The sequence below is a fragment of the Chryseobacterium sp. sg2396 genome, assembly GCF_042610505.1.
Lineage (GTDB): Bacteria > Bacteroidota > Bacteroidia > Flavobacteriales > Weeksellaceae > Chryseobacterium.
In genome coordinates, this window is sequence record NZ_JBHGAQ010000023.1 from 20252 (window position 1) to 34914 (window position 14663).

The window sequence follows — 14663 nt, forward strand, 5'->3', positions numbered from 1 at the left end:
CTTTGTGATTAAAATTAAGAGTATGAACAAGAAAATTCAAATATTATCCATATTATTTTTAGGGGTTTCGTCGGTGGCGTTTTCCCAGATCAAAGAAGAAAAGCTGATTCTCAATAAGAAAAGGGAGCCGGAAGTACGGAAGATCGAAAAGAAGAAAACGTCGGTGGAAACGATTAAGAATTATCCTCCTGAAGAGAAATCCCAGAATCCGGTACAGTATACCATCACCGATGTGCCGGCCGTTTCGGATTTCAAGACGTCCACCATCCAGGGACAGGATGTGACGCCGAAATTTGAAGGTTCGGTCCAGAATAACTACATCCAGTTCGGAATGGGGAACTACGGGAAAATTCTGGGTGACGCGAATATTTCAAAAACCCTGGAAAATAAAATTGAGGTTGGCGTAGATGCCCATTTCCTCTCCACACAAGGTCTTAAAAAAGAATACGACTGGGATTCCAAGCAAAGTTCCACCACTTTGGGGGCATACCTGAATTCTTACGGCGACAAAGGTAAATTCAACCTGAATGCGGAATATGGTTTAAACAGTTACAACTATTATGGAATTTATGCTTTAAGTCCGGGCGATGTGGATCTCGACCAAAGAGTAAATCAATTTAAGGTAAACGGATATTACGATTTTTATTCCAACGAAATTTTAAATGATGTCCGCGTTAAATCTTCTTTCTTAAAAGACCATTTCGATGCCCAGGAAAACCAGGCTTCCGTGTTGGCAAATTTCTCCAAGCATGGTGTGGAAATAGGAAAATCGGGAATCAATCTGAATGCCGATCTAGGCGTTGGCCTGGAAACGGTGAAAACCGAATTCACGATCAGGGATAAAAACGCATCGAACTTCTTCAATACCAATTTAAATCCGAAAGTTACTTTCCGAAAAGGGGATTCTTATCTACGGTTAGGTTCTCAGTTTTCGTTCCTGAACAGCAAGAACAACAACGACCTGATGGCGGAACAGATGAAGAACAATAAAGCCTTTTGGTTCCCGGAAGCGGAGTTTCAGGTTGCAGCTGCCGAGCAGTTTAAATTTTACGGTGGGGTAGACGGAGGATTGAAGCTCAATACCTACGCCGATCTTTTGCAGCAGAACCCGTTCCTCGTTTCGGATCAGTATTTAAGGCCTACGGAAACAAAATACCATTTCTATGTCGGATTAAGAGGAGATATCGATGATATGTTTAAATATGACGTTTCTGCAGGTTATGGTAAAATGAGAGACATCATGTTCTTTAAAGGCAACAGCATTTTCGACAACAATTACACCCTGAACCGTTCCGCTTACGACTATGCGAATACTTTCTCTGCAGTATACGATGAAGGGAATGTAAGCGACATTAAAGGAAGCCTTCAGTATTTCCCGCTGGCGAACTTAATTCTTGACGGAGAGGTGAAATTTACCAAGTTTGACCTTAAAAACTACGAAAATATTTACAATGTTCCGCTGCTTACAGCAACAATCGGTGCAAAATATACCATGCTTAATCAAAAATTATTGCTCGGTTTTAAAGGGCTTTTTGCCAGCGACAGAACCACGAATTCCTTTATGATTGAGGGAGTTGGGAGTCCGATGATGTACCGGTCTACGGAGAACACCAACGATAAGGTAGGGGGGTATGCCGATTTAAATTTGTCCGCAGAGTATAAAATTCACAAAAATTTTAGTATTTTCGCACTCGGAAATAATCTTCTGAGCTCAAAATACCAGACGTACAAAGGATATAAGGTTCTCGGTGCACAGGTTTTGGGAGGTGTGAAGATTACGTTCTAAATATAATTGATAAATGATGAGTGATTATATCGTTTATAATTTATCAATCATCATTTATAAAATGGCTCCGTAGTTCAACTGGATAGAATATTGGATTTCGGCTCCAACGGTTGGGGGTTCGAATCCCTCCGGGGTCACGAATGGTGTCATAAGAAGCCAAATGCTTCCTTATGACGCCATTTTATTTTAAATATCTATTAATCAGTATCTTGAAATATTTGTGATTGTTAATTGATTTTAATACTACGCAGTATAAATATCTGTAATCCAAAATAATAGCTATCATACTTTGATTTTTGATACAATTTCTGGAAATTTTTATAGCGACCTGACAGGATTCGAACACCATTAATTATCTCCTAATACAATTTCTCAAAATTGAAATCATGACTTAAAAAGATAAGTTCTTTTATAAAGTCATTCATTTCCTGATCATTTTTATGATCCCTCCTTTGCTGTTTAAATTTAGACATGCTTAATATAACCTTAATTCTATCCGGTAACAATTCTTCAATCTGATCTGAAACAAGTATTACCTTCTCCGGAAAAAATAGTCTGATAACCTTTTGTTTGGTGATGACGTTAGCAGATTCATAGAGATCTGCTAAATCATTAATAATAAAACTGCAATGTTTATGGGTTTGTTTTTCGGTTATAAGCTTTAAAGCTTCATTCTGTAGTTGTTTTGTATAGTTTTTTAGAGATGTTTTACAGTTATTTTTAATCAGATTATAATCATCATAATCAATTTCCCCTCTGGTAAAAAGTTGCTGGGCATTTAAATTTCTGTTAACAACTTTTTCCATAGCCCTCGCAATTTCATTTTTCTTATAATTGTAAGCTTTTTGTTCATTAGCATTTATATCATTTGATATTTTACGAACTGATTCCCGGAAAGCTTCATTGACTTTAAGGTTATTTAGAAACTTCAAAAAATTAAGATTAAGCAATGTAGCGCTTAATCTGTATGCGCATCCTTTTGTGCAATGGTAGTAGTAATATTTTTTTCTTTTGCCTTTAGAACCGCTACCCGTAAGTGTTTTTCCGCAATTAGGACATTGAAATATTCCCCTTAAGATCAGATTTTCATTTATAGATTCTTTGATAATAGAATTTAGGTGCTTTGGCTTTTTTAATTTTAGTTGTACTTGCTCAAACAATAGTAAAGGAATTACACTATTATGATTGCCTTTTATCGTTTTACTTTCCGCAGTATCTTTATTCAGGATTCTGATTCTCCCACAATAGACAGGATTTCGCACCATTTCATAAAAAGTATTCGAACTACACTTTAGACCTTTCATTATTGCTTGTCTATATATACCGGAAAGAGGTAAATTCTTTTCACGAATAATAGTCTAAAATACTTCCCTAATGATAATGGCCTCGGACTCATGTGGTACAATATATTTATGACCATCCGCTGTAACTTTATTTCGATATCCAATTGGAGCTTTACCCATATATCGGCCTTCCAATCTTGCTTTTTGCATTCCTAAGCTAACATTCCGGCTTCTTTTGTCATTTTCAACTTCAGATGTTGCCAGGTATATAGCAAGCATAATTTTACTTTCCGGTATGGAAAAATCAATAGGTTGCTCAATAGCCTGAATTGAAACATTCATTATTTTAAGCTGTTCCAGCATATTGTATGCATCGGTAATATTTCGGCTGAAACGATCCCAATGGGTAATTAAAAGGAGTATGGGCTGGTTTCTGCTGAGCTTAAGTTTTGTAACCAATTTCTTCCACTCAGGACGGTTAAAGGTTTTTGCCGAATGATCTTCGAAGATAATTTCAGTAATAGTAAGATTATTGTACTCGCAGTAATTTTTTATCCGCTCTACCTGGCTTCGCTGTGAATATCCTTTGATGGCCTGTTCATCTGTACTGACTCTTATGTAGGCATAGGCAGGTTGCATAAGCTATTGATTTTTAATGATTTAATATTATTGCCTTATGTTGATAAAACGGAAAAGCCTGTTGATTTATTTAAAAACTAAAGGATTTTAATGGGCAGATTAATAATCGGGAGCTATAAGGGCATCCTTTATAATAATACACGACATTTCCTTACTGTTTTCCGTAAAGCCATCTTGTTTTATATAATTTAAAAAATAGATGCTTATGATTTTCAAATCAATTATCATTCATAGAAAATACTTCATATAAAAATATATTACGTGACCTTACTGTTTTCCGTAAGCCATTATTTTATTATATCGCTATTTTTGAAAGATATATTGTTCAGACATAATATCTTATTAAAGCTTATAAATTACTTTTAAATTTCATCTGTGGTTGCGAATTAATTATTAAATTGCAACAACTAATAACGACTCATCATGAATAAACCAAATAGACAATCTCCATTTAACTTGATCAAAAGCTTAAGCAAAAGCTTTACGTTATTGGCTTACTATAATTGGCAAGTCTTTTTTTGAATTTTCTCAGCTCTTATTGCGATAAGATTATTACCCGTAAAATCGTTTCTTGTCATTCCTGCATGTAGTAGACCAGAAAATGAGCCATCTATTTTAGGAATTTCTTATTGAATATGTTTTAAAGTCATACGATAGTTGGCATTTAGCGAGGCTGCGATAATCTAGGTAATAACGAAACGGATGTCAGATTTTGAAGCGCCAAAAACCAAGCTGGTGACTGAGGTCTATGTATTGGTAATTAGGTTTGGAAAACTAAATTATTAAAAAATAAAAATCCAGCTGAATTAGGATTTAGTAAAGTTGAATCTTTAAACCCATTTGTGATATATGTTAGCAATAGAACAAAAAACCGAATTAGAGGAAATTTTAGATGTATTAGGTGAAAACCTAAGTATAACAGAGACACAGCATGACGCAGCTGTTCGTAGCTATAAAGCTGTCGGCAATTGGCTTACTACGGAAGATTCTGAATTAGCATTGTATAAGCCTGTAGTCTCTCCACAAGGATCATTCATCATTGGAACCACGATCCAAACAATAGACCCTGACGGCGATATGGACTTGGATGTTGTATGTGAATTGAATGGTAAAAGACCTGATTGGACTCAAAAAGATGTTAAAGAAATTGTTGGAAATCAATTAATAAAACACAAAAAATATGAATCTATTTTGGATGAAGAAGGTCGAAGATGTTGGACCTTAAAATACAGGGAAAATAGTTCACCTAACGAACGATACCATATGGATATTTTGCCTGCCATAAATACACATGGATATTCTATTATACTTGAAAAAGCTTATTCCAATTTGAAAGATCAAGATATTCAAGAATTGGTATTAAGTATTACAGATAATGAAAGGCCCGAATATGATTATTCAATTGAACCTATAGAATGGCTTCAAAGCAACCCTTTTGGATATGCAAAGTGGTTTATGAATATTGCAGATAATATTAAAGGAAAACGTACAAAAATGTTCTCACTCAACGAATCTGTTAATCCTACACCAAAGTTTCAAAAAGATAGATTACCATTGCAACGAGCTGTACAATTACTAAAAAGGCATCGTGATATAATGTTTAAGGATTATAGTGATGAAGATAAGAAGCAAAAGCCAATTTCATGTATTATTACAACTTTGGCAGCAAAGTCATATGATGGTGAAGATAATATTGCAGATGCCTTATTAAATATTATCGATAATATGGAGAGTCATATTGCCAATAGATATGACTATGCGACAAATAGATATATAAAATGGATTTCAAATCCAGTAAATGAAGCAGAAAATTTTGCCGATAGATGGGCATTGTTAGGATCAAAAAGAGAAGATTTTTTCAATGATTGGATAAAACAATTAAAAACTGATTTTAAAATATTTCAATCATCTTTTAATCGGATCAATCTCTCCGAATCATTACAAAAGTCTTTTGGTAATGAACCGGTAACGAGAACATTTTCAGCTATTGGAAATAAGATGAGAATGTTAACAGAAGCTGGAAATAATAATATAGATCGTAAACTAGGATTAGTGGGTACCGCAACTACAGGTTTATCTTCTGTTTCCAAAGTGCAGTCGCACAATTTTTTTGGTAATGATCAAGAAGCCTAGTTTAAATATTATGCAACAATACGCTGCATTAAAAAGAGATTATAATTACGGGGACATTAAAATAATTGGTGACCGTCTAATTTGGGAAGGGAAATTAAAATCATCGCCAATTGGTGACGAATACCTAATTAAAATTTCATATAAGAAAAATGACGTTCCCAAAATATTTGTTTTACAACCTGAAAATTTAAAACTACCAGAAGGAAAGAACAGGCTGATGCATGTTTATGATCATGAAAAACAAAGATTGTGTCTCTACTATCCCGATGCAAAAGAGTGGACAAATAAAAAAACAATAGCTAGCACAATATTGCCTTGGGCAATTGAATGGTTATATCATTATGAAATATGGCTAATTACTGGTAACTGGACAGGTGGTGGAATTCATCCTAGCGATGAAAAAGACAAAAGTGAAATTAAATAATGATTTCTATGGTTTACTATTTTAATATCAAATAATTATAAAAAAGAGCATATGACCAATGTTGAAACTAAGTTCAAAATTCTATCTATCGATGGAGGGGGTATCCGAGGTATTTTTCCTGCGATGTTTTTAGCGAATTTTGAAACCGAGCTTAAAGCTAAGGGTGCTGAAAAATGGCAAGTGTATCAAAATTTCGATTTGATCTGCGGTACATCAACCGGTGGAATAATGGCTATTGCCTTAGCATTAGGAATTCCGGCAAAAGAGATTTATGATCTATATCTAAATAATGCTAATACTATTTTCGGTACTAAAAAAGGATTTTTAAAAAGATTCAAATATTCTGCTCACGATCGTTCTCAACTAGAAAAGCTGATCAGAGATAAATATAAAGAATATCATAATGGGCAAGATAGTGAAGACCCTTTATTAAAACACTGTAAAACCCATGTGGCTATTCCTATCTACGACTTAATGGAAGGCAGGCCATCCGTTTTAAAAAGCAAATATCACGATGCTTTTGTGAGAGATTACCATATACCTGCTTATCAAGCGGCTCTGGCAACCTCAGCTGCTCCAACATATTTTGATCCCTATTCTGCCGAATATACAGATTTGAATGGATTGAAAAAAACATTTAAAAATAAAGTAGATGGGGGTGTTTTTGCTAATAATCCAACACTAAATGGAATAATCGAAGCAAAAAAGGCTTTCAGTTTGGACTTATCAGATCTATCTGTGCTATCCATAGGTACCGGCCATCAACGTTTTTGTGATGCAGGATTGGATAAGAAGAAGCAACACAGAATAAAGTATGGGATTTATTATTGGATGCTAGAGGATGGAAAAAAAAGATTAATCGATCTTTTCATGCAGGGACAGTCTCAGCAGGTTCAAAATTTGATTAGTATCCTGAAAAATGGTATTGATAGACGAGAAGTTGATAATTTCAACTATATACGTATTGACACAGAACTTGATGAAACGTGCGGAATAGAGATGGACGAAACAGATGTAGGTAAGCTGGGCAAGCTTGCGGAAAAAGCTAGTATTGAATTTCAAAATAATGCGACTCAGGTTATTAATTTTTTTGGAAATGGCAATAAATATCTAAATAGTGTTTAGGCTTATAATGCACTCTATGGATCTTAATATGAAGTTTAATAGCACCAAATTTTTTTATGAGTTACATTAATAAGTCGTTCAAGAAATTAAAAGATGATCTTTTATCAAAAGGTATTTATGATGTCATCAAGTGGATATTTATATCTTTAATCTTACTTCTGCCATCAAGATGGATTCCATTATTTAAAGAATTAATCTATTACAAGATAAGTCTGTCAATTTATTGGTTATCGATTTTAATAATTATCTTAATTGGCTTTACAATTCTTGTAACTAATTATGTTTTTAGACAAAAAATTCAAGCTGTTGTCAGAGATAATTTTACTGATGATCTTACTGGACTAAAAAATCATAAAGCTCTAGCTGAATATTTAAATCAAAAGATTCTTGAGTCTAAGAAAAATAATGCGGCCCTGTCACTTATTTTATTGGACATAGATGATTTTAAAAGAGTAAATACCGAAGCTGGCTACAACATAGCAGATCAATTGCTTAAAAAGATTGGAGAATTACTCGGAAACGATAAGCGAGCAACTGATGAAACTTTCCGATATTTTCAAAGGGGAGATGAATTTCTAGTAGTAACAACTGAAACTAGTTTAAGCCAAGCTATTCAAGCTGCTGAAAGAAAAAGGATATTAATCTACAAAAGCTTGTTTTCTGTAGATGGTGATAATTTTAAACTAACCGTTAGTTGTGGGGTCACAGAATTAAAAAAAGAAGATGACTATAATTCATTTACAAATAGAGTAATTATGGCTTTAAACGAAGCAAAAAAGATCCCTAAAAAAAATAATACAAAGTCAATTTTATGATAATAACAAGATTAAATGTTATTAAATCAATTTAACAAGAAAGCATACTCCTTCTACAAAAACGACAAAACACTCCAGCTGTTGCGGCAATTACTATTAGTCTATTTTTTTTATCTGAACTATAATATGAAAGAAATCGATTTGTATTCTGAAGCAAAACCACGCTACTATCAGCTCATCCCCAACAAAAAAGATGGGCTGATCCTTCTTGCCCTGTATCAAAAATACCAAAAGCAAGAATTTACAGAAGAACAGATCATACAAGTGATTACCAAAGTGCTCAGTGATTTGGATGGGCCAAACCAAAGGGACGAAAACAACCGAAACAACAATATTATCCTGCGCCTGCAAGAATTTTTTTTATGGCGTGACAGGAAAAGAAAAGTATACGGATTTAAAAACTACGGAGATGAATTCTGCCAGAAAGTTTTTAAACGCCTCTCTGAAAGCTACCATCCAGCTAAAATAGAGAGGCTTTTCAAACACTTATTAGAAACCCTAAGAGCAAGTCTTGAAAAAAGTCCAACCGAACTGTTGATTTGGATGGACGATCATTTCAATATCAGAAGCACCGAACTGGCCCAGCAAATAGAAATACTCGATCAACAAGTAAGCGAGTCGGTAGACGATTTCCGATTTCAAATCAAACAGCCTCAAGCCAATATCATCCAAGTAATTGAAACCATCAGCACAGGATTAGACAACATCAAAAAGCACGTACATGAACTTACCACTGGATTTCAGATCACCTATGACATTGATGATCTACTGCAGGACATGCTTAAAGATACTGCTAACTTTGAACTTTTGGATAGTATCAACCTTGTACTGCAATACAACCAAAATGTACGTAATCATTTAGACCAGGTAAGCACCCGCATAGATAGAATAAAGCCCCGCATACGGGAATTTATCTTCGAATTTAACCAAAGAGAGCTTGACAGAAAAACAGATAAATTTCTTCATTATCTGCTGGATAATGCCTCCTATATCCGAGAGAACAACCAACAAAAAAGGTTGATTTTCCCCGATGAAATCGAATCTTTTAGCATCAGGGGTTTAGAGTCCGTACCCCGTTTTTATATCCTTACCGAAAGAGATTTTGCCAGAAAAGCTCCCATTCCTCCTGCTTTAAGATCAGTAGATGTTGAACAGACTAAGGAAATGATGGCTAAAAACATAGAAAAGCTCGAAATTAAAAAAAGAATACAATATTGGGCAACAGAAGCCCTGGACCAGATAGACAGGGAAGGGAAACTCGATTTTTCGCCCTTCTTTTTTAACATCCTCAACCACGAACATTACAACCTGAACATAGCTGTAAGAACAGCCCAAAGACTGGTAAAACAATGCAATAGCTGGCAATATGAAATCACGGTAGACCAAAACGAATATCACGACCCACACTATCTAAATCTTTCACTATGGAATATGACGATACTGAAAAAGACCTAAACGCTCGTTATGCGTTTATGCTTGACAAAACAGCTAAGAATACCTTCGCCAAGTTAGACTATCTCCTGAAATCAGGGATGCATATACAGCGCGATTTTCCAAAACCCGTTTCGCTTTACGCCTTTTTGGATAAACATTACCGAAGCCTGCAAGCCTACTATGACGATTTCTTTGAAATGCTTCTTAAAAAGGAAGGCGAAGGATGGAACACCTATTTCTATATCGATTTTCATGAAGGTTCGCGAGGCAAAATCCCCACCGACAACCAATACCGATCGTACCTCAAATCGGAATATATCCTTATAGGCCTTATTTTTTTCAAAATCTATAAACTCGACGGCAACATCGAGCTCGCTAAAATATCCGACTTCATCAACCTGCTCTATCAGGAATATGATGAACTCCTCAACAAGATACAACGTGTCGTATCATCCATTGAAATTGACGCAGGATCAGACATGAATGAAGAGAAACTAAAAAATCTGGTATATAAAGCCTTTTCCGAATTTGAACAGCTGGGCTGGATCGCCAGAGATACAAACGACAGTGACTACTTCACCTACCAACCCTCGTTTGAAAGACTAAGAAGAATTTATTATCCGCAGATAGAAACGATTGATGAAATCATAAAACGAAAAGAACATGGCTAAATTTCAACCCAAGATCTATAGTTTATCAACCCTCAACATCAGGCAGCACTTCAACTGCGACTACCGCTTTAATAACTTTCGTACCGATTTTAGTGGCGAAAGCGGAAGTGGCAAGAGCCTGATTGCCGACTTTATCCAACTGCTTTTAGTAGGTTCGCGTGTATTCAAATCCGGAACAGAAGGCGTAAGCAATAGAGATACAAGTGGCCTTGTACTCAAAAATAGTGGGAGCAAATACGGACGAGGCTATATTTTTATCAACATCGAAATACAACCCTGCAAATACATTACCTTGGGAGGCTACCTGGACACTACAAGTACCCAGATGCAATTTTTCATTATACAGGCCGGCTACGATTTCGACGAAACGCTCCTGCCCATGGATGAACCCATATTTTACAGAGATCTGCTGCTGGATGAACAAATAGAAACACTGGAAAATCTGGAAAAAAAATTTTCGGAAAAAGGTTTTCTTAAAGGAGTAAGCAATAAAAAATACCACTATCTCCTTTTTAACAACGGCATACTCGCTGTAGACCTTAGCCAAAACCATCAAAGCCTGAAAAGCTATGCAGCAATTATCCGGGCCTTCTCCAGAGGAAAAGGCTTCTTTACCGATTCAGATGTTCTCAAAACATTCTTATTTGGAGACAGCGACCACAAACAGCTTGTTGATAAATATCGAGAAGAAGTACAAAATATTAATGTAGACCAGCAGCAACACCACCGCCTACTGGACGAAATAGCTACCATAAGAAGTAAGGAACAAAAAATAGAGAATGTGCTGCGTGATTTCAACACTTGCAGTCAATTGAAAAAGCAATTCAGTTTGGAAAACGTCAGTTTCTGGTATCGAGAAACCGAGATTATTGGTGCAAAACTTGCGCAATCTATACAAGACTATCAAACTACCCGGATCAAAAGGCTCCTGAGCCAAAAAAAATTGGCTAATGTTAAACTATCCGACATTAAAAACCACCATCAAATCCTTTCCCAATTAAAAAACAATAACAAAAATACAGAGCAGGAAAAAGAAAAATTTGAAAGAGAATGGCAACAAGCCAAAAAACTGCTGAATGAAAGCACCAAATACAAAGACAGCATAGATAAAGTAAACAGCTGGCTTTCCGAAGACCGACAAGATGCAGATGCTATCAGGCGATGGCATAAGGCTGAACGCTCCAAAATAACAGACGCAGAAAACCTAAAAGCATTCGAAAAATTTCTTATAGAAAACAAACTGCAGCAGCAATTTGAACAATCTGACTGGTACAATGACTATGCAACCGCAGGAAAATTGACTTTGCAAGAATTTAAGAACTTTGAAGAAGCCATCAGCAAGCTGGACACCCAACTTATTTTTTCAGATTTGGACAATCCTGCTTCACTAGCCCACTGGGCAATAGAACAGCTCGATTTACCGCTTACGCTTGAGCAAGAAAGCCTGCTTATCCATTTTCAACCCCTGTCGCGAACGGCGCCGAATCCGCCTACAGAACGCTACCTCCCCTTTCCTGAAAGACTTTTTAAAGAACCGCTTACTTTCAAAGCAAGCAACAATGGATTCTGGTTGGAATTAAATGGTATTCACGAGTTTATAACCTATGTACGCACACAACATCTGAACGTACCTGCTGACCAGATCAAACTGGGTGTAGAACCAAATGAAGACCTTAAGCAACAACTTCAACAACTAAAAGAACAACAACAAAACCTACAAAATCTAAATGAAAAACTAGGAAGCTACCCTGCATTAGAAAAAGCAATTTCGCTTTACAAAACCAGTGAGAAGGAACTATTTACCAAAATTGATGAAATTGCAGAACTTACCCCTACAGAGCTGGAAAGACAACTGTCCATTTTTCAAGACGCCGAACAACATCTGGAAACTTATAAAAGTCGTCATGAAGCGCATGATATGGCCTTTGCTAAGTTTAGCTACAGCAGGCAGCAGAATAAGGATAATCAAACAAAAATTGATGAGGTTGAAAGATATATGACCAAACAATATGGTTCAACAGACTTTGACCAGCTAGCTGAGACAGAAGAAACCCAGTTTCGAGATTTTGAAACAGATTTAGAAAATCTCATCACAGCCGAAGGAATAGCACTTACAAAAATTCATAAAATCGAGGATGATTTGTTTAAAACCAATCCGCCTATTAATAGGCTGTACGAAATGCATAATGCTATTGATACAGAAAACGCAAGAGCTAAAACACGATTTGAACAATACCAAACAAGCCACAATACCGGTATTTTAAAACTCGATGAAGCAAAGATAAAATTTGCAGCAGAACACCATCGTGATTTTATTGCCGGGCAGGATTTTATAAAAATAGAACAACCGCCAACAGAAACACCAAGTACGGATGCTTATAGCAAGTTCAAAGCTACCTATGACGCTGCTTCTGATGAGATAGAAGACAAGACCATTTTAAAGGACTATTCAGTTGGTGTGCTAGCCAACAAACTATTACCAACCGTTTTCCCTACGCAACAAATACAGGAAGAACTTATTGGGGAACAGATAGAAAAGAGGCTTACGGAACTCACAAACGATTTGCAACGTATCGGCTCCAGAAAAATAGAAATTCTACACAATATTTTTCAAGAATTAATTACGGTTTACAACGGATATCTGACTAAGGTCCAGAAAATAAGCGACTACCTGTCAAAAAATAAAATTACAGGAGCCAATTATGCGACACTGCAACATGCACCAGCTACTGGATATCCAGACGACTGGATGAAAGTTTTCAGAAAACGCCTAACGAACGAACTGCAAGAGACAGGCCTATTTGCAACAAACAACAAACAAGACATTGATGATATCATGATTAGTGTATTCCGTGAAGCAAACGGAAGAAGAGAAGCCACCGTAAACGACCTGCTCAACCCACGCTCCTATTTTGAACTACTTTTTGAAATCAAGCAAGACGGGCAAAAAAACTCAGGAAGCAATGGACAAACTTATACCGCCAATGCACTGCTCTGCCTTGCCAGACTATCGCTCATTGAAGATGAAGACCGCACGGGAATACGGATTATGCCAATCGATGAAGCAGAAGGTTTGGGAAGTAACTACGAAATGTTACATAAACTAGCAAAAAAGGAACAGTACCAAATCGTTACCATGTCAATCGAAACTGCAGGTGATATTAATGAAAAAGGACAATATATCTACATCATGCACGATAATAAAGATGCTAATGGCTCGAGCTATGTGCCGCCATTAGGGATTTTTCATAGAGGACAATTAACACAAAACATCAATGAAATCTTTGAAGAAATTACAGAGTAAGGATTTTACATGGCCTGTATTAAAAGCGTTGAATGATCTGTATGAAAAAAAGAAAACAACAGCAAAAATTCAGCAGATAGATTATATCCGTTACTTAATGACACAAACAGAACTTATTGCTCAAAAGAAAGGCAATAGTAATGTTTTGGTTGCAGGCGATGGCTATGAAGAGTATTACGAAGATAATTTTCAACCGGCTTATCACTATTATTATAATTTTCTTAATCAAGTGGGTATTAGACCAGACGGAGGTAAAAACTTCACCGAGGAAGATATCCGTACGCTGATGGTCATTTACGAAAGTAGAGATGAACTCAGAGGTAATCTTACTAACATAGAGGACTTTTCAGGTAAGATTTTCGACTATGCGGGTTCAAAATATTTGAAATTTAGGAGTAGCGTTCGCAATGCAGTATTGAAAATCCTGGAAATAGATGAATTTCCACAAACATCAAAAGATTTGCAATACAGATTGGTTGTCGATTATCCTAATCCCAAAGCCATCATACTCTGTGAAAATAAATCCTTCCTCAAGCAGCCCTGGAATGCTAAAGAATTTGAAGTTAAACTATGGCATGTTGGCGGAAATAACATCGCAATTTTGGAAGATATTGATGAAATAGAACTTGTATATCCTATCTATTACAGTTGCGACTGGGATTTTCATGGATTGAAAATATTTCAAGGAATTAAAAGCAAACTAAATAGCCGTGGCGTTGACATCAAACTTTTAACTCCGCCAACACCACATCAATATCTTCCTTCGGATTCTTTTATGCATAAAAGCAGATGGAATTATAAAGTTCCTTTCTCAGGCCTTAACAGAGAGGTGTTTTCTCATAACGAAAACGAATTGATCATAAAACTTATCAAAGAGGATTTATGGATTGAAGAGGAGTCAATCGTTTTTAGAGATATGTTGTATTATAATTCAGTTTAGACGAAGTGCATGATTATCTAACGGACTTATAGATTGCTTAAGGTATAATGCTATTAACGACTTTTCGATTAAAGGATTACTAATAACGCATAAACCTATGCCTGTACCA

11 protein-coding genes and 1 tRNA gene are annotated in these 14663 nt (G+C 35.9%); 10 read left to right on the forward strand and 2 right to left on the reverse strand.

The window, feature by feature from the left end; genetic code table 11:
* Positions 1-22: 22 nt before the first annotated feature.
* Together ACED20_RS18945 and ACED20_RS18950 are read left to right on the forward strand one after the other, a co-directional pair.
* On the forward strand, positions 23-1786 hold the full coding sequence (locus ACED20_RS18945) for a TonB-dependent receptor (RefSeq protein WP_378106307.1): 1764 nt from the start codon (positions 23-25) through the stop codon (positions 1784-1786).
* A gap of 63 nt (positions 1787-1849) precedes the next feature.
* Positions 1850-1923, forward strand: a tRNA-Arg gene (locus ACED20_RS18950).
* 222 nt (positions 1924-2145) lie between these two features.
* Here the strand turns inward: ACED20_RS18950 and ACED20_RS18955 are convergent.
* Positions 2146-3090, reverse strand: coding sequence for a recombinase family protein (locus tag ACED20_RS18955; RefSeq protein ID WP_378106309.1), 945 nt, complete (start codon positions 3088-3090; stop codon positions 2146-2148).
* A gap of 54 nt (positions 3091-3144) precedes the next feature.
* A complete protein-coding gene (locus ACED20_RS18960; RefSeq protein WP_378106311.1) occupies positions 3145-3708 on the reverse strand; it encodes a recombinase family protein in 564 nt (187 codons plus the stop codon).
* An 849-nt stretch (positions 3709-4557) separates the two neighbouring features.
* Here ACED20_RS18960 and ACED20_RS18965 point away from each other — a divergent pair.
* The 8 genes from ACED20_RS18965 to ACED20_RS19000 all read left to right on the forward strand — a co-directional run bounded on the left by ACED20_RS18965 (position 4558) and on the right by ACED20_RS19000 (position 14554).
* The gene (locus tag ACED20_RS18965; RefSeq protein WP_378106313.1) at positions 4558-5841 is read left to right on the forward strand and encodes a nucleotidyltransferase; all 1284 of its coding nucleotides are present in this window, start codon (positions 4558-4560) and stop codon (positions 5839-5841) included.
* Positions 5825-6265 (forward strand): hypothetical protein, encoded by a 441-nt coding sequence (locus ACED20_RS18970; RefSeq protein ID WP_378106315.1) that lies wholly within the window; start codon positions 5825-5827, stop codon positions 6263-6265. The genes ACED20_RS18965 and ACED20_RS18970 overlap by 17 nt, the downstream gene beginning before the upstream one ends.
* A gap of 51 nt (positions 6266-6316) precedes the next feature.
* Positions 6317-7390: a CBASS cGAMP-activated phospholipase gene (locus ACED20_RS18975; RefSeq protein WP_378106317.1), complete on the forward strand. Its 1074-nt coding sequence runs from the start codon at positions 6317-6319 to the stop codon at positions 7388-7390.
* Positions 7391-7446: 56 nt separating this feature from the next.
* Positions 7447-8205, forward strand: a complete 759-nt coding sequence (locus ACED20_RS18980; RefSeq protein WP_378106319.1) for a GGDEF domain-containing protein — start codon at positions 7447-7449, stop codon at positions 8203-8205.
* A gap of 126 nt (positions 8206-8331) precedes the next feature.
* Complete coding sequence (locus ACED20_RS18985) at positions 8332-9660, forward strand: hypothetical protein (protein WP_378106321.1); 1329 nt, start codon at positions 8332-8334, stop codon at positions 9658-9660.
* Positions 9630-10310 carry a chromosome partition protein MukE gene (locus ACED20_RS18990; RefSeq protein ID WP_378106323.1) on the forward strand — a complete coding sequence of 227 codons (681 nt, stop codon included), beginning with the start codon at positions 9630-9632 and terminating at the stop codon, positions 10308-10310. The genes ACED20_RS18985 and ACED20_RS18990 overlap by 31 nt, the downstream gene beginning before the upstream one ends.
* Positions 10303-13614 (forward strand): hypothetical protein, encoded by a 3312-nt coding sequence (locus ACED20_RS18995; RefSeq protein WP_378106325.1) that lies wholly within the window; start codon positions 10303-10305, stop codon positions 13612-13614. The genes ACED20_RS18990 and ACED20_RS18995 overlap by 8 nt, the downstream gene beginning before the upstream one ends.
* Complete coding sequence (locus tag ACED20_RS19000; protein ID WP_378106326.1) at positions 13595-14554, forward strand: hypothetical protein; 960 nt, start codon at positions 13595-13597, stop codon at positions 14552-14554. Before ACED20_RS18995 ends, ACED20_RS19000 begins: the two co-directional genes overlap by 20 nt.
* The last annotated feature ends 109 nt before the right edge of the window (positions 14555-14663 follow it).